Annotated in this window: 19 protein-coding genes; 8 read left to right on the forward strand and 11 right to left on the reverse strand. The window is 61.4% G+C overall.

Annotated features, from left to right (window positions below):
• Positions 1-62 precede the first annotated feature (62 nt).
• The 3 genes from P3C18_RS10000 to P3C18_RS10010 all read right to left on the reverse strand — a co-directional run bounded on the left by P3C18_RS10000 (position 63) and on the right by P3C18_RS10010 (position 1189).
• Positions 63-680 (reverse strand): SOS response-associated peptidase, encoded by a 618-nt coding sequence (locus P3C18_RS10000; RefSeq protein WP_275961711.1) that lies wholly within the window; start codon positions 678-680, stop codon positions 63-65.
• 66 nt (positions 681-746) lie between these two features.
• On the reverse strand, positions 747-1007 hold the full coding sequence (locus P3C18_RS10005) for a DUF2007 domain-containing protein (RefSeq protein ID WP_275961712.1): 261 nt from the start codon (positions 1005-1007) through the stop codon (positions 747-749).
• Entirely contained in the window at positions 1007-1189 is a 183-nt protein-coding gene (locus tag P3C18_RS10010; RefSeq protein WP_090375916.1) for a CPXCG motif-containing cysteine-rich protein, read from the reverse strand. The genes P3C18_RS10005 and P3C18_RS10010 overlap by 1 nt, the downstream gene beginning before the upstream one ends.
• Before the next feature lie 128 nt (positions 1190-1317).
• Here P3C18_RS10010 and P3C18_RS10015 point away from each other — a divergent pair, with 128 nt between their 5' ends.
• Positions 1318-2484, forward strand: a complete 1167-nt coding sequence (locus tag P3C18_RS10015) for a 1-acyl-sn-glycerol-3-phosphate acyltransferase (RefSeq protein WP_275961713.1) — start codon at positions 1318-1320, stop codon at positions 2482-2484.
• A 64-nt stretch (positions 2485-2548) separates the two neighbouring features.
• Here the strand turns inward: P3C18_RS10015 and P3C18_RS10020 are convergent, their stop codons facing one another.
• Positions 2549-2836, reverse strand: coding sequence for a hypothetical protein (locus P3C18_RS10020; RefSeq protein ID WP_275961714.1), 288 nt, complete (start codon positions 2834-2836; stop codon positions 2549-2551).
• Between the two features lie 271 nt (positions 2837-3107).
• On the opposite strand from P3C18_RS10020, the gene P3C18_RS10025 reads away from it, so the two are divergent.
• Positions 3108-3314 carry a hypothetical protein gene (locus tag P3C18_RS10025; protein WP_275961715.1) on the forward strand — a complete coding sequence of 69 codons (207 nt, stop codon included), beginning with the start codon at positions 3108-3110 and terminating at the stop codon, positions 3312-3314.
• Between the two features lie 67 nt (positions 3315-3381).
• On the opposite strand, the gene P3C18_RS10030 is transcribed toward P3C18_RS10025, so the two are convergent.
• On the reverse strand, positions 3382-3966 hold the full coding sequence (locus P3C18_RS10030) for a YajG family lipoprotein (RefSeq protein ID WP_275961716.1): 585 nt from the start codon (positions 3964-3966) through the stop codon (positions 3382-3384).
• 165 nt (positions 3967-4131) lie between these two features.
• Here P3C18_RS10030 and P3C18_RS10035 point away from each other — a divergent pair, with 165 nt between their 5' ends.
• Positions 4132-4365, forward strand: coding sequence for a hypothetical protein (locus P3C18_RS10035; protein WP_275961717.1), 234 nt, complete (start codon positions 4132-4134; stop codon positions 4363-4365).
• A 457-nt stretch (positions 4366-4822) separates the two neighbouring features.
• On the forward strand, positions 4823-6325 hold the full coding sequence (gene mqo, locus P3C18_RS10040; protein ID WP_275961718.1) for a malate dehydrogenase (quinone): 1503 nt from the start codon (positions 4823-4825) through the stop codon (positions 6323-6325).
• Positions 6326-6389: 64 nt separating this feature from the next.
• Here mqo and P3C18_RS10045 read toward each other — a convergent pair whose 3' ends face one another.
• The 3 genes from P3C18_RS10045 to P3C18_RS10055 form a co-directional block, all read right to left on the reverse strand.
• Positions 6390-6752, reverse strand: coding sequence for a PilZ domain-containing protein (locus P3C18_RS10045; protein WP_275961719.1), 363 nt, complete (start codon positions 6750-6752; stop codon positions 6390-6392).
• Between the two features lie 60 nt (positions 6753-6812).
• The gene (locus P3C18_RS10050; protein ID WP_275961720.1) at positions 6813-7235 is read right to left on the reverse strand and encodes a DUF4124 domain-containing protein; all 423 of its coding nucleotides are present in this window, start codon (positions 7233-7235) and stop codon (positions 6813-6815) included.
• A 68-nt stretch (positions 7236-7303) separates the two neighbouring features.
• A complete protein-coding gene (locus P3C18_RS10055) occupies positions 7304-7678 on the reverse strand; it encodes a tetratricopeptide repeat protein (protein WP_275961721.1) in 375 nt (124 codons plus the stop codon).
• 149 nt (positions 7679-7827) lie between these two features.
• On the opposite strand from P3C18_RS10055, the gene P3C18_RS10060 reads away from it, so the two are divergent.
• The gene (locus P3C18_RS10060; protein ID WP_275961722.1) at positions 7828-8625 is read left to right on the forward strand and encodes a tetratricopeptide repeat protein; all 798 of its coding nucleotides are present in this window, start codon (positions 7828-7830) and stop codon (positions 8623-8625) included.
• A gap of 88 nt (positions 8626-8713) precedes the next feature.
• Complete coding sequence (gene pyk / locus P3C18_RS10065) at positions 8714-10165, forward strand: pyruvate kinase (RefSeq protein WP_275961723.1); 1452 nt, start codon at positions 8714-8716, stop codon at positions 10163-10165.
• A gap of 335 nt (positions 10166-10500) precedes the next feature.
• On the opposite strand, the gene P3C18_RS10070 is transcribed toward pyk, so the two are convergent.
• The 3 genes from P3C18_RS10070 to P3C18_RS10080 are packed head-to-tail and all read right to left on the reverse strand — an operon-like array spanning position 10501 to position 13381.
• The gene (locus P3C18_RS10070) at positions 10501-11274 is read right to left on the reverse strand and encodes an enoyl-CoA hydratase (protein ID WP_275961724.1); all 774 of its coding nucleotides are present in this window, start codon (positions 11272-11274) and stop codon (positions 10501-10503) included.
• Between the two features lie 45 nt (positions 11275-11319).
• A complete protein-coding gene (locus P3C18_RS10075; RefSeq protein WP_275961725.1) occupies positions 11320-12261 on the reverse strand; it encodes an iron-sulfur-binding ferredoxin reductase in 942 nt (313 codons plus the stop codon).
• Positions 12254-13381, reverse strand: coding sequence for a GGDEF domain-containing protein (locus tag P3C18_RS10080; protein ID WP_275961726.1), 1128 nt, complete (start codon positions 13379-13381; stop codon positions 12254-12256). Before P3C18_RS10080 ends, P3C18_RS10075 begins: the two co-directional genes overlap by 8 nt.
• 288 nt (positions 13382-13669) lie before the next feature.
• Here P3C18_RS10080 and P3C18_RS10085 point away from each other — a divergent pair, with 288 nt between their 5' ends.
• Both P3C18_RS10085 and P3C18_RS10090 read left to right on the forward strand, forming a co-directional pair.
• A complete protein-coding gene (locus P3C18_RS10085) occupies positions 13670-15193 on the forward strand; it encodes a fumarate hydratase (protein WP_275961727.1) in 1524 nt (507 codons plus the stop codon).
• A gap of 346 nt (positions 15194-15539) precedes the next feature.
• A complete protein-coding gene (locus P3C18_RS10090; protein WP_275961728.1) occupies positions 15540-16193 on the forward strand; it encodes a TIGR04211 family SH3 domain-containing protein in 654 nt (217 codons plus the stop codon).
• Positions 16194-16228 lie beyond the last annotated feature (35 nt).

Here is a 16228-nt window from a genome sequence, read left to right on the forward strand (position 1 = left end):
CTGCAACAAAAAGGGCGGACTGCCATAACAGTCCGCCCTTTTTCTTGCGCCCTGTTAATGGCCTAGGCCGGCGTCAGGCACTCAGGGGCATCGAGCTTGGGATCATTGATCAGGTTGGCCAGCACCCGCTCGCGCAACGCCGGTTGCGGGCTCGCCAACAAGGCCTGCAACTCGGCCGCCGGAGTATCGGCAGCCAACCAGGCGGCCTGCCCGGCTTCATCGAGAATCAGCGGGCGGCGCTGGCTGGCCGCCGCCTGAGTCACCACCGCCGCGCTCAGGTAAACACAACCCTCTACCGGATAAGCCTCCCACAAGGCGGCGAAATACAGCGGTGTCGTCTCACCGGTGAGCCAATACGGGCGCTTGCGCGCGGTGCCGCGCCATTCATAAAAGCCGTTAGCAGGCAGCAGGCCGCGACGCAGGCGAAACGCCTCCCGAAACATCGGCTGCTCGGCCAGGGTTTCCGCCCGCGCTTGGGCCGGGGTCTTGGTCAGGTCAGTCAACCAGGGCGGGGTCAGCCCCCAACGCGCACGCGTCAGCTGACGCTCGCCCTCGACGTTGCGCAGCAGCAGCACCTGGCTATTGGGCGAAATGCTCCAGTGCGGTAACTGATCAGCGGGAAAACCGGGAATCGCCGCAAATGCAGGCGTCCAACGGAACAGGGCATAACGTCCACACATGGAAAACTCGATAACTCGTGAAGGAAAGGCCGCAGGGCCGACGCGCAGCAGACCATAACCAGGCAATCAGCAGAGCAGCGTACCCTGGAAATTATCCGGCTCATCACTGGGCAGCGGCAGCGCGGCATTGTACGCGGCGATCAGCTGTTGTGCGCTGTGCGCCTGGTCATCCTCAACCATCACCCCGAGCAAGCCACAGGCGGGCAACTCGCCCACAGCGCCAGCCAGGTGCTGCCCGGTGAGGTAGGCGTCGATCCCCTCACTGGCCAACATCCCCAGCAGCAGCTCGCCTTCCATCAGGTCCTGCGGCTCGTAGATTCGCTGCATCAGTCATTCTCCCCACGCACATCCAGGCTCCAGTCCTCACCATCGGTCTGCAGCGAAAACACGATCGGCCGGCAGCACACCGGACAGTCTTCAATGTACTGCTGATCGCCGGCCGACAGGTCCAGCAGCGCCTCAACCTGCTCGCCGCAATAAGGGCATTGGTAGTCCTGGCTTTCCAGCATCGCTGTCTCCTTGTGACTTGGCGTTATAATCGCCGGTCTATAGCTGGCCCTGCAGTCGCGCATTATCCATTGTCCGGCGCGACGACCAGCGCAGTGAGCATCTCCACAGCCAACCACAACAAGAGAGCATGATGGGCGAATTCGATGCCATCCGACCTTACGCCGACGCCGAAGTCCCTGCCGTGCTGGCGCGCCTGCTGGCCGACGATGCGTTTCTCGGCATCCTCACCCAGTTCCGCTTCCCGCGCCTGGCGGCACCTTTAGGCTGGCTGCTTAAACCACTTATAGCCTATCGCCTGCGTCTTGAGTTTCGCGACGTGAGTTCGGTGGCGCAATTGCAGACGCGCATCGAGAGCTATGTTGACCGCAGCATTGAGCAGGCAACCGATGGCGTGAGCTATTCCGGCATCGAACACCTGCAGGCCGGCAACGCCTATCTGTTCCTCGCCAACCACCGCGATATCGTCATGGACCCGGCGTTCGTCAATTACGCGGTGTACCACGCCGGCCTGCCGACGCCGCGCATCGCCATCGGCGACAACCTGCTGCAGAAGCCGTTTGTCAGCGACCTAATGCGCCTGAACAAGAGCTTTATCGTGCACCGATCGATCAGCGGACGGCGCGAGAAGCTGGCGGCCTATCAGCTGCTGTCGGCCTATATCAACCATTCGATCCGCAATGATGGCGAGTCGATCTGGATCGCCCAGGCCGAGGGCCGCGCCAAGGATGGTGATGACCGCACCGATTCGGCGATCCTCAAGATGTTCCATATGAGCCGCAAGGCTGAGCCGTTTGCCGAGGTGATCAGTGCCCTGCGCCTGACCCCGGTATCGATCAGCTACGAGTACGACCCCTGCGACCAGGCCAAGGCCCGTGAGCTGTTTATCCGCGCCAGCAGTGGCAGCTACACCAAGGCTGCAGGCGAGGATGACCAGAGCATCGCCCTCGGCATCACCGGTTACAAAGGCCGCGTGCATGTGCACTTCGGCGCGCCGGTCAGCCAGGGGCTGGAGGACAGCAAGCTGCTGGCGGCGGAAATGGACCGGCAGATTCTCACGGGTTATCGGCTGTTTCCCGTGCACTACCTGGCCTATGCCATGTGGGCTGACCGCGACCCGGAGCTGGCCGTGCCCAGCGCTGCAGAACTGTTCCCCGCAGCAGAGCTCAGTGCGGCGCAGAGCGAATGGCAACAGCGCCTGGCCAACTGCCCGAGTGAGCAGCAGCCCTACCTGATCCTGCAATACGCCAACCCGGTGCGTAACCAGTACCGGATCAAGGCCGGTCTGCCGCTTTAGGCAAAGCGCAGCCCAAAAAAACGGCAGCCATTGGCTGCCGTTTTTTATTGCCGGAGAAACCGAGTTACAGCTGTGTGCTAAGCCAGGACAGCAGCAAGGCCGACGCCAGGCAGGCATAAGCAAAACGGTAGAAAAACTGGTTCAGCCGCAGTGTCGGCTCATCGAAGGCATAGGCCTCATCCGCCAGCTCATTCAGTTGACTGCCCGCCAGCAAGCGGGCCTGCGCACGCTGCTCACGCATGCGGGTAGCCAGTAGCAACCAGGCGCCGGCCAGGGCAAAAAATAGCGCAAGGCCATTAAGCCACTGTCCAGGCTGACCTTCGATCAGCAACCAGAGCGCTTGCAACGACATGCTCAACCTCTACGTCTATAAGGCATGCGGTTAACACCGCGCCTGAATTAGCAGCACACCCGATGCAGTATCGGGCAGTCCAAATACGGCCGCGGAGTCTACCGAAGGTTGCCGCACTCGCGGCTCGATTCCGACGAATCGCAGCTGCTATGACCAAGCGGTCTAAACACTGTCATCTACGTGAGCTATGGTCTAACACTCGTCCCAACGCCTTGGCCAAAAAGGCTTCAAGCACGGTGACAGGTCTTAATCATCCATGGAGGAACGCACCATGCTGCACGCCCAACCGCAAGACCGCGACTACCTGATCGATTCGCTGGATGACGTGGAAGCCGTCATCGACGGGCTGTCTTTCAATGTGCAAGACGACCACTGGCTGGTCTACTGCGCCATGGGCGGCCACGAGCATTACGCCCTGCCTGATGTCGATACGCTGACCGGCATGAGCATGCCCGAGTTCTACAGCGAAGCTGCCTGAACGGCCGCAAAATGCAGATGTAAAAAAGCCCGGAATAGTCCGGGCTTTTTCATGACCGCAGCAAGGTTTACTGCGCGAGCATTTGGCCGATGGTCGGGTCCTTGAAGGCGCGGGTCAAGGCATCGCTCAACACATCGCTGATCAGCTTGGTATTGGTCGCCTGATTCGGCGCCATGCCGAAGCGCTGGTTCAGTGACGCGCCGTAACGGCCGCTGTAACGACGGCTGCTGTTCTGCACATCAACGCGGAAGGTCGCGGTCATGTCAGCCTCAGTCACGTACAGGCCTTCTTTCGGCGACTGGTACTTCAGCTCAGCCAGAGTCAGGGTCAGCTGCGGCGCATTGTAGGCGTTGGCGCTTGGGGTAAAGCCGAGCAGACGTACAGCCGCTTCAGCCTGGGCCTGTAGCTTGGGCAGAACGTCCTGGCCGGTCACGCTGATGGCGCTGGTTTCCGGGTAGAGACCACCACGGGTGCCCAGCACGGGCGAAGGACGACCGTCGGCCACCCGCACCACCACCGGCTGGCCCTGGCCAACGGCGGTCAGTGGGCTATTGAGTTTGGGTTGTGGGCTGAGTTGTTGCGGGCTGTGGGCACAACCCACCAGAGTAAGGCTGGCAACAGCCACCAGACCAAACAGCAGACGATGCAGCATGCTCAACTCTCCATAAATAAGGGGTAGAAGTGGCGCGCAGTATAACCAGCGCAGTAAATGCCTGACAGCGCTAGGACGTTTATCGCGCCAACAGGTTCCCGTAACGCCCTTGTCATGCGCATCAGGCATAAGACTTTAGTCTTCCCTGTTAGTGAGTGACCCGCCATGTTTTCACTGCGCAGCCTGCTCGCCCCACGTCGTCCGATGCGCTCATTTGCCCTGGTTGATGAGCAAGGCATCTGCCGCGCCCTGCGCCAGTCAGCCCAGGCGCCACAAGGCTCTGGCTGGATTGAGGTGCAACACAGCTGCATGAGCTGGCTCAATCGGCCGCTGCCAGCCGGCGTCAGAACCGTCCAGGTCACGCCATGCCTGCGCGTGCGGCAAACGCTGGCGGCCTGACCAGCGGAAGAAGAAAAGTCACACCAGGCGATCAATTTTCCTGCTTTGCCCTTATAATCGCGCCCCGATTATAAGGACGCCTCCTGTTCGGGCCCTGCCGTCACGCTGATGCACCATTCATCGGCCGCGCCCCAGAGAGTCGCCCACTTCGCGCTGCCTTCCGGCTGCCGCTTTTTCCCACTGTGAAATGCCATGCAGTTGCTGCAATGGTCGCTTCACGTCGTGGAAAAAGTTGGCCCAGGCTGACGTGTTTTGAGGTTCACGACTCCAAAAGAGCGTGAAAAAACGGTTTGGAAAACTTCACAAGAGTGTGGCGAAAATGAACGATCTCGCGGTTGGCATCTGCACCCAGAAGCCTGCTTCCTTCAACCCTGAGCGTCTCGCCGACTGCTGATTGGCTGTGTGCATACATAAGCTGACTAACGTCTATTGAGTGCTGGTTTGCGGAGAAGTGGTAATGGCGCAAAACGATTACGAAACAATGGATGTGGTGCTGGTTGGTGCCGGCATCATGAGTGCGACCCTGGCCGTACTGCTGAAGGAACTCGACCCGGCAATCAAGCTGGAAGTGCTCGAGATGATGGCCTCCGGAGCGATTGAAAGCTCCAACCCGTGGAACAACGCGGGCACTGGCCACGCTGGCCTGTGCGAGCTGAACTACACGCCGGAGTCGGCGGACGGTTCGATCGACATCAAGAAGTCGGTGACCATCAACACCCAGTTCGAAGAATCCAAGCAGTTCTGGGCCTACCTGGTTGAGAAAGGCCGCTTCGGTTCGCCTAAGTCGTTTATCAACCCGGTTCCACACCTGAGCTTCGTTCGCGGCCAGAAAGGTATCGACTACCTGAAGAAGCGCTTTGACGCGCTGACCGTGCACCACGCCTTCGCCGAGATGGAATACACCGAAGACCGCGCCACCATGGCCGAGTGGATGCCGCTGATGCTGCCGGGACGCGACCCGAACGAGCCGATTGCCGCCACCCGCGTCATGGCCGGTACCGACGTCAACTTCGGCACCCTGACCAAGCACCTGCTCGACCACCTCGGCCAGCAGGCAGACGCCAAAGTCACCTGCAGCCAGAAGGTTGTCGGCCTCAAGCGTAATGCCGATGGCTGGCGCGTCAGCGTCAAAGATCAGCAGAACGGCAGCAGCCGTGAGATTCAGGCCAAGTTTGTCTTCCTCGGCGCCGGTGGCGCGGCGCTGCCGCTGCTGCAGATGTCCGGCATTCCGGAAGGTAAAGGCTTTGGCGGCTTCCCGGTCAGCGGCCAGTGGCTGCGTTGCGACAACCCGGAAGTGGTCAAACAGCACCAGGCCAAGGTCTACAGCCAGGCCGCGGTCGGCTCGCCGCCAATGTCGGTACCGCATCTGGATACCCGCGTGGTGGATGGCAAGACCTCGCTGCTGTTCGGCCCTTACGCCGGCTTCTCGACCAAGTTCCTGCGTCACGGCTCCTTCCTCGACCTGCCGCTGTCGGTACGCCCGAACAACATCGGCCCGATGCTGGCAGTGGCGCGCGACAACTTCGACCTGACCCGCTACCTGGTCAAGGAAGTGCTGCAGTCCGAAGAACAGCGCCTGGAAACCCTGCGCGGCTTCTACCCGGAAGCCAAAGCCGAAGACTGGCGCCTGGAGATGGCTGGCCAACGCGTGCAGATCATCAAAAAAGACGCGAAGAACGGCGGCATCCTACAGTTCGGCACCGAACTGGTGGCTGCCCAGGACGGCTCCATCGCCGCCCTGCTCGGCGCATCGCCAGGTGCATCGGTTACCGTGTCGATCATGCTTGATCTGATCCAGCGTTGCTTTGGCGCGCAGGTCAAATCAGAGCAGTGGAGCAACAAGCTGAACGAGATCTTCCCAGCCATGGGTGCCGTTCTTGCCAGCGACGCCGAGCGCTACCGCGAAGTGCAATCGCGCTCCGACGCGTTGCTGCAGCTGGAACAAACCGTCAGCGCCTAAAGCGTACGGCAATAAAAAACCGCCTCTCGGGGCGGTTTTTTATTGCCGGCTAAACGCAGCTAGGTCAGGCCGATGCAGCCATAGGGCGGAAACTGAAGTAATGGCGCAGCGCATCGACCATCTCGACATAGTCACCGGGCGGAGCGACCAGGGCGAAGCCGGAGTCATAGCAGCCAGGGCTGACATCCTCGCGGGACCATTGGCACGTGGCGGAGAAATCGATGTAGTGCGGCGCATCGTGCCCGGGGATCTTCAGGCGCATGTCAAAACGCGCGCCCACCAGCAGCGGCAGCTGGCTGATCAGCATCAGCCCGTCCAGGGAGACGTTACCGATATAGCCCATGGGCTTGTCGGTGATGCGGTTGAACACCTTCAGGTAGTAGGGCAACTGATGGCGTTCGATGCTGCGCTGAATATGCTTCGGCATAGTGGCAAATCGCTATAGATGGCCATTGAGTATGGCCTCACTACTGCGCTTAAACCAGTTTCAGGAACAGCGTTCAGACACCCGGCTCTGCAGTTGCTGACGAGCGGTATCGACCTGTTCATCACTGTAATAACTACGCTGCCCATCCGCCTCAGTGCGGTAATAGCTGCGTCCTTCGGGAATCGAGGCCAGTTTTTTGCGCAATTCGCGGCATTCCTCAGCGCGCTTGGCCTGATTTTCCGCCGCGACCGCCGAAGCCTGCGCCTGCTCCTCGCGGCGCGCGTCGTAGAAGCGATTGGTGCGTTCTTCGCGCTCACGGGTCAGTTGGTCACGCTCAACCACCTGCGGTTTGACTTCGACCTTTTCGGCCCCTGCCGCCGCAGGGCGCTGGCCGAAATGCACCTGGCCGTTGGCATCGGTCCAGCGATAGATTTCCGCAGCAGCCAACCCCGGCAATAACAACAGGCACAACAAAACGCGCATGGATTCCCTCCCGTAAAGTCTCAGCTTACTGCCGAGAATAGCCTTCTATGGCCTGTAACGACCAGCGGTCAAGGCTTGACCGGATTGACCTTGACCGCCACATCGACGCTGTCATGCCCCAACTGACGCAGGGTATCCATACGCGCGCGAGCGCGGTAGGCGTATTCGCTGGCCGGGTAATGGGTGGTGATGAACTGATAGGTTTGCATGGCATCGACGAACAGCGCCTGACGCTCCAGGCACTGGCCACGCAGCAGGGAAATTTCCGGCTGCATATTACGCCGCGAGCGGCTGTTGCGTTCGGCCTTGGACAGCGACAGGATCGCCGCCTCACACTCACCACGGTCATAGGCCTCATAGGCACTATTGAGGTGGTGATCAAACGAATAACGGTTGCAACCCGCCACACCCAGCACCAGCAGAACAATAAACAGTATGCGCATAAGCCTCTCCTCCGATGAGCAGTGTATCGACTGCCGGGGAAAATTCTGCAGCAACATATCCTCTGATGGGTAATGCCGCCAGCCACTTGGCCTGCGCCCGCACGCCTGACTAGACTGGCGCGCAACGGCCATTGCGCCCAGGAGCTGTCATGTCGTCGTCTTCTCGCCTGTTAGTGCTGCTGTGTACCGCGCTGTTGAGCGCCTGCTCGCCCACCACCCCGCTGTTTATTGCGCAGATCACCACCAACGAAGTGGTCGAGTACAAGACCCTGAAAAACAACCGCATGCTCGCCGCCATCGAGGATGAAGGCGACTTGCTGACCTACAGCGCCCAGGCCATACGCGATGCCAAGAGTGAACAGGCCGAGCAGCTGTATCTCACGGGCTACCGCGATGAGAAGCTCAGCGATGAGGTGCGCGCCATCTCGCTGTACCAGATCGGTTTGCTCTATATGAACCGCTTCAACGAGCAGCGCGACGACAACAAAGCGCTCAACTACTTCTATCAGGTGCTCAACCAGTTCCCCGCCAGCCGCGCAGCCGAACGGGCCGAGGCGCGAATTGTGATGATCCGCGAGCGCGCAGACGAGCCCGTGCACAAAACCTCACGCGAACTGCTCGCGCACTGGAAGCCCAACCAGCAACTTGATCTGTACAAACCCAGCCTCGACCCGGATATGACCCTGCTGTCACGCCGCGCCGTGCTGAAGAATCGCGTCGCTGAAGCCGAAGAGCTCTACCTGCTGGCCCTGAGCGACCCCGGCATCCCCGCCGATATCAAGGAAAAAGCCCTGTACCAGCTCGGTCTGATGTACCTGGCCCCGGATAACCCCCAGGCCAGCCGCGACAAGGCCATCACCTACCTGCGGCGCCTGCTGGTGCAATACCCCGGCAGCGAGCTAAACAACAAGGCTGCCCGCCATCTGGATCAGGCACTTAATCGCTAGCAGGCCGGGCAAGGTAGTACAGAGGAACAATGACTACAGCGTTGCGGCATAGTAGCCTCGTGCTCAGATGCAACTCAGGAGTCTGTGCATGACCTTTCGCCGCACCAAAATCGTCGCAACCCTCGGCCCATCCAGCAACAGCCCCGAAGTGCTTGAACAGCTGATCATCGCTGGCCTGGATGTCGCCCGCCTGAACTTCTCCCACGGCTCGCCCGATGAGCACAAAGCCCGCGCCAAGCTGGTACGCGAGCTGGCCGCCAAGCATGGTCGCCATGTTGCCCTGCTCGGTGACCTGCAAGGCCCGAAAATCCGCATCGCAAAATTCGCCAACAAGCGCATCGAACTGAAACTCGGTGACCGCTTCACCTTCTCCACCAGCCATCCGCTGACTGCCGGTACGCAAGACATCGTCGGCATCGACTACCCGGATCTGGTCAAGGATTGCGGCGTCGGTGATGAGCTGCTGCTCGACGACGGCCGCGTAGTGATGCGCGTTGTCAGCGCCACCAGCGATGCCCTGCACTGCGAAGTGATCATCGGCGGCCCGCTGTCCGACCACAAAGGCATCAACCGCCGTGGCGGCGGCTTGACTGCGCCGGCCTTGACTGAGAAAGACAAAGCCGACATCAAACTGGCTGCCGAGATGGAGCTGGATTACCTGGCTGTGTCCTTCCCGCGCGATGCCGACGACATGCATTACGCGCGCAAGTTGCGCGACGAAGCCGGCGGCACCGCCTGGCTGGTGGCCAAGATCGAACGCGCCGAAGCCGTGGCCGACGACGAAACCCTCGACGGCCTGATCCGCGCCAGTGACGCGGTGATGGTTGCTCGTGGTGACCTGGGTGTGGAGATCGGCGACGCCGAACTGTGCGGCATCCAGAAGAAAATCATTCTGCACGCCCGTCGCCACAACAAGGCGGTGATCACGGCCACGCAGATGATGGAATCGATGATCCAGAACCCGATGCCGACCCGCGCGGAAGTCTCCGACGTGGCCAACGCCGTGCTCGACTACACCGATGCGGTGATGCTCTCGGCGGAAAGCGCCGCCGGCGCCTACCCGTTGGAAGCGGTGCAGGCCATGGCACGCATTTGCCTGGGCGCGGAAAAGCACCCGACCAGCAAGAAGTCCAGCCACCGTATGGGCACCGAGTTCGAGCGCTGCGACGAAAGCATTGCCCTGGCGGCCATGTACACCGCCAACCACTTCCCGGGCGTCAAGGCGATCATCGCGCTGACCGAAAGTGGCTACACCCCGCTGATCATGTCGCGCATCCGCTCTTCGGTGCCGATCTTCGCCTTCTCTCCGCACCGCGAAACCCAGGCCCGCGCGGCCATGTTCCGCGGCGTCTACACCGTGCCGTTCGACCCAGCCGCCTTGCAACCGGCGGAAGTCAGCCAGGCCGCGGTGGACGAGCTGCTCAAGCGCGGCGTGGTGCAAACCGGTGATTGGGTGATCCTGACCAAGGGCGACAGCTACCACACCATCGGCGGCACCAACACCATGAAGCTGCTTCATGTCGGTGAAGCGCTGGTGTAACTGCTGCACTGCAACGCAAAAGGCCGCTCAATCGAGCGGCCTTTTTGTTGGCTATTTGCCAGTTATCTGTTGAGCCGCCCCTAACAGCTATGCGGTGCATGAACAGCTGTAATACGTAGGGTGGGTTAGGCGCGAACCGGGATTAGGCAAACACCACCGACTTGCAACGCGCCGTAACCCACCATGGCGGCCTACCGGCAAACCGCAATGGTGGGTTACGCGGCGCCCGAATGGCGTGGTGCCGCCCACAACTAACCCCGCGCCACTAACCCACCCTACAAAAGCGGCCTGCAAAACAGTCCTGCTACAGAGCCTTTTTTGTTTGTTTCAGAGCATCAGGCGAACTTGCTGAAGTCCGGCGTGCGCCGCTGCATAAAGGCGGTCAGTGCCTCGATGGCTTCCGGCGAGCGCAGGCGCTGGCCGAACAGCGCGCCCTCCTCTTCAATTACCCGGCGCAGTTGCTCGCGATCCGGCGCGCGCATCAGGCGTTTGCTATCCGCCACTGCAGCCGGTGCCAGTTGCTGAAAGCGCAGGGCCATTTCGCGAGCTTTGGCCAGGGTTGCCGCGCCGCTGTCCAGCGCCTGGTTGGCGATGCCCCAGGTTGCGGCCTGCTCACCGGTAAAGCTCTGCCCGAGCAGCAGCAGCTCAGCAGCGCGAGCGTGGCCAAGCAGACGCGGCAGGATCAGGCTGGAACCGTATTCCGGACACAGACCGAGATTAACGAACGGCATCTTTAACTTGGCATCACGGCTGACATACACCAGGTCGCAGTGCAGCAGCATGGTCGTGCCGATGCCCACCGCCGGGCCGTTGACAGCGGCCACCACCGGTTTGCTGAACTCGAACAGCGCCAGCATAAACTGGAACACTTCGCTGCCCAGCCCGGTGGGCGGTGCCTGAATAAAGTCGGCGACATCATTGCCGCTGGTAAAGCAGCTGTCGCTGCCGGTGATCAGCACGGCACGCACGCTTTTATCCTGATCGGCCTGCGCCAGCACTTCGGCCATGCCGCTGTACATGGCGCGGGTCAGGGCATTTTTCTTGTCGGGGCGGTGCATGCGCAGGGTCAGCAACCCTTGCTCACGCTCAACCAGCAGATGCTCGCTCATCATCAATCCTCACGGCAGGCCACCCGCGCGCTGAAACCTGAACGGCTAGCGCGCGTGGGGCAAAAAGACGTCAGCGAAAACCTGGCTACGCGGTAAACCCGCCAGATACAGGCGGCGCGCAAAGGTTTCGACGCTGTCGGGGTGGCCGCAGAGTAAGGCGATGGTTTGCCGCGATACAAGGCGCAGTTCGGCCAAAGCAGCCGGCAACTCGGCCGCGACAAGCAGCTCGACCTGCACCTGAGGATGGCTGACCGCCAACGCTTGCAAGGGCTCGGCCAGGTAATGCGCAGACGCATCATGGGCCAGGTGAATAACCCGGACCACGCCCTGATGCTCCTGGCGTAGCGCTTCACGCAGCACCCCGTACAGCGGCGCCAGCCCGGTGCCGGCTGCCATCAACCAGAGTGGCCGGGCTTGCCAGTCCGGGTCATAGTGCAGCGCCGCACCGCGCAATTCGCCCAGGCGCAGGCTATCGCCTGGCTGAAACGTCCGCGCCGCCGTGGCAAACGCGCCGCCCTGACGGCAATCGATATGAAACTCCAACCAAGGATCATCGCCCGGCACGCTGGCCAAGGAATATGGCCGGGCAATGCCGTCCTCAGTCCAGAGTTGCAGGTGCTGGCCGGCGCTGTAGCGCAGCGGCCGCTGTGGGGCCAGGCGCAGACGCAGCACATCGCTGCGGAGCCAGTCGCAACTGTGAATAACGGCTGGGGCCGCATCACGCAGCGGGTCGAATACCTCGATCTGCAAGTCCTCGACCACGCGGCACTGGCAGGCCAGGCGCCAGCCCTGCTCGCGCCGTGCAGCGTCCAGGGCCTCGGGTTTGCCATCGAGCAATTCGCCACCCACGCAGCGCACCAGGCAGGCATGGCAACTGCCAGCGCGGCAGCTGTAGGGCACGGCGATGCCGGCAGCCAACAGACTGTCCAGCAGATTACTGGCGGGGGCGACCTCAAGACTGCGTCCCGCGGCCCGCAACTCAGGCATCCACATCCTCCCAGGTCGCCGCGCAACGGTTACGGCCGTCGCGTTTGGCCTGGTACAGCGCCTGGTCGGCACGTTGCAGGGCTTCGTCGAGATCATCGTGCACGGTCAGCAACGTCATGCCGATGGACACGCTCAGGCTGGCCACTTTCACGCCCAGCGGCTCGGCGCGGCTAAAGGCCTCACGCAGGCGCTCGCAGCAGGCGGTGAACTGATCGGCTTCGGTATTGGGCAACAACAACACAAATTCCTCACCGCCGTAGCGGGCTACCACATCACCATCGCGCAGGCAGGCGCGGGCGACGGCGGCGAACGTCTGCAGAACCCGATCCCCAGCGGCGTGGCCATGGATATCATTGATCCGCTTGAAATGATCCAGATCGAGCAACGCCAAACCATGCTGGCGTCCGTTGCGCAGCCCTTCCAGCTCACGACTGGCCAGGCGCAGGAAGTGCCGACGGTTGCACAAACCGGTCAACTCATCCGTGGCGGCCAGATCTTCGAGCTGACGCATCATGCCACGCAGCGTGTCCTGATGCGCCTGCAAGGCAAAACGCCGTTGGCGCATCCGCTGACGCATGGCCTGGGCGTAACTGGCAAACAGACACAGCCAGACCAGCACCACCGCCAGCACGCACGCCTGCATCAGCGCCACACGCGGTTCGCTCAACTGCAGGGTATAGGCTTCATATAGGTTCAGGCCGGCAAAGCCGAAGAAGGCAAACAGCGCGCAACGAGCGAAGACCCGCGGCGGCAACTGGAACACGCCGAACAGCAGAATCAGCAGATAGATCACCAGCATGCTGCCGCGCCCTTCGCTGAACAGCGACAACAGCACGGTCAGCCAGGCCAATGCCACCAGCACCTGGGGTTCAGTCAGGCTGGGGTCGGCTAAACGCAGATTGAAATGGGACAGAAACAACCCGAGAAACACCAGCTGACTCAGTGCGGCCAAGGCGGTGATGGTCAGAGCGGTCAAGGGCGATGCATGAAACAGCCCGGCAAAAACGCCAATCCAGCACAACAGCCCGGTCAGCGCATAGGTTGCCACTGCCATGCCGAAACGTTTCAGCAGCAGGCTTTGCAGAGATCGCTGGGTTACCCGCTGGCTACTTAGGCTCATGGGTTTATGGGCTCCGTCCCATGCTGGCATCTAGCCGCCACTGTACCCCTGTGCTTAGACAATGCCTAGGCCGCTCCCAGGTCATTAGTCGGCTCAAATGGCCGATCAGCGACCATAGTCTGGGGCCGTACAGGTGTCCGCCTGACGGCGTGCGCGGTATACTGCTGCGCCTTTTTATCTTGTGCTTTGGCCTTGTCCTTTGACCTTGATAGCCCTGCGCCGGGCCGTGACCCAGCGCTGTTCGAAGTTCCTGCCCTACTCCTACCTTTACAAAAAGGAGCGCCAAGCATGACCGTGATCAAGCAAGACGACCTGATCCAGAGCGTCGCCGACGCCCTGCAGTTCATCTCCTATTACCACCCCGTGGATTTTATCCAGGCCATGCATGAGGCCTACCTGCGCGAAGAGTCCCCCGCCGCACGCGACTCCATGGCGCAAATCCTGATCAACTCGCGCATGTGCGCCACCGGTCACCGGCCGATCTGCCAGGACACCGGTATCGTCACCGTATTTATCCGCGTCGGCATGGACGTGCGCTGGACCGGTGCCACCATGAGCGTCGACGACATGATCAATGAAGGCGTGCGCCGCGCTTACAACCTGCCGGAAAACGTCCTGCGTGCCTCGATCCTCGCCGACCCAGCTGGCGCGCGGAAGAACACCAAGGACAACACCCCGGCCGTGATCCACTACTCCATCGTTCCTGGCGACAAGGTGGAAGTGGACGTCGCAGCCAAAGGCGGCGGCTCCGAGAACAAGTCGAAGATGGCCATGCTCAACCCGTCCGACTCGATCGTTGACTGGGTTCTGAAAACCGTCCCAGAAATGGGCGCCGGCTGGTGCCCACCGGGCATGCTCGGTATCGGCATCGGCGGCACCGCCGAGAAGGCTGCGGTAATGGCCAAGGAAGTGCTGATGGAGCACATCGACATCCATGAGCTGAAAGCCCGCGGCCCGCAGAACAAGATCGAGGAAATGCGCCTCGAACTGTTCGAAAAAGTTAACCAGCTGGGCATCGGCGCCCAGGGCCTGGGCGGCCTGACCACCGTGCTCGACGTGAAGATCATGGATTACCCGACCCACGCCGCTTCCCTGCCGGTGTGCATGATCCCCAACTGCGCCGCCACCCGTCACGCCCACTTTGTGCTCGACGGCACAGGCCCTGCCGAGCTGGAAGCGCCGGATCTGTCCGCCTACCCGGAAATCGTCTGGGAAGCCGGCCCGAGCGCACGCCGCGTGGATCTCGACACCCTGACCCCAGAAGACGTGCAGAGCTGGAAGCCGGGCGAGACCGTGCTGCTCAACGGCAAGATGCTCACCGGCCGCGACGCTGCGCACAAGCGCATGGTCGACATGCTGAACAAGGGTGAAGAGCTGCCGGTGGACCTCAAAGGCCGCTTTATCTATTACGTCGGCCCAGTTGATCCGGTGCGCGAAGAAGTGGTTGGCCCAGCCGGCCCGACCACCGCCACGCGGATGGACAAATTCACCCGGCAGATCCTCGAAAGCACTGGCCTGCTGGGCATGATCGGTAAATCCGAGCGCGGCCCGATTGCCATCGAAGCGATCAAGGACAACAAGGCCGTGTACCTGATGGCCGTTGGCGGCGCTGCTTACCTGGTCGCCCAGGCGATCAAGAAGTCGCGCGTGGTGGCCTTCGCCGAACTGGGTATGGAAGCCATCTACGAGTTCGACGTGAAAGACATGCCGGTAACCGTGGCGGTCGACACCAAGGGCGAGTCGGTGCATATCACCGGTCCAGCGATCTGGAACAAAAAGATCCACGACAGCCTGGCCGTCGAGATCAAGTAAGCCCTGCTGCAACCCCAACAAACCCGGCCACGTGCCGGGTTTGTTGTTTTTAGCGCTAGCGAACGCAACCTCAGGTTGAGCGGCCAGCAAGGCTGTGAACCACCCGGCAAGCTGCGCATAGATACCAACCATCCATCCCGCAACCCGCCGCCGAGTGAACTCCCCGCGCTCGCTAAGTGTCTGTCTGCTGTCGGCCCGCCGGGTGGATTGCATGGCCATTTGCCCAGCGAGCAGCTGCATAGCGCCACTCCATCCCGATCGCCTAACTGCTCACGGCAATGCGCCTGGCCGACATTTATCGCACCCGCCTGAGGGTTTCGTTCAATCGCCATGTGAAGATTGCCCCATGTCCCTATCTCGCCACCTCCCCACCAGTTTTAGCCCTTTGCACAGTCTCGCCTTCGCTACCTGCCTGCTGGCAAGCGTAAGCGCCCAAGCCGAAGAAAATGCCAGCAGCAACCGCTGGGTCAGCGACAGCCTGAATACCTATGTACGCAGCGGCCCAACCGACGGCTACCGCATCGTCGGCACACTGATCTCCGGGCAAAAGGTCACCCTGCTGCGCACCGACGGCGATTACAGCCAGGTGCGTGGTGATAACGGCAGCGCGGTATGGATTGCCAACCGCGACCTGCAGGACGTGCCCGGCCAGGCCGAGCGCCTGCCGCAGCTGGAACAGAAAGTGGCCGAACTTAGCGCCGAACTGGAAGGCATCAACGACACCTGGAAAACCCGCGTGCAAGGCATGCAGGAAACCCTGGATTCACGCAAAACCCTGATCGACGAACTGCAAACCGCGCGCTCGGCGCTGGACATAGAACTAAGCCAGGCCAACTCCGAACTACGCGCACTGCAAGCGCAACTGGGCGAGGAAAACCAGCAAGTGCTGATGCGCTATATGGCCTACGGCGGCGGCATCGCCGGTGGCGGACTGCTCGCCGGGCTGATCCTGCCGACCATGTTGAGGGTGCGGCGTAAGCGGAATGATCAGTGGGTTTAAGCGCTGGCCAGATAAGCACCTCGGATATCCTAGAT

This window comes from Pseudomonas sp. 1928-m (assembly GCF_029269135.1).
GTDB lineage: Bacteria > Pseudomonadota > Gammaproteobacteria > Pseudomonadales > Pseudomonadaceae > Aquipseudomonas.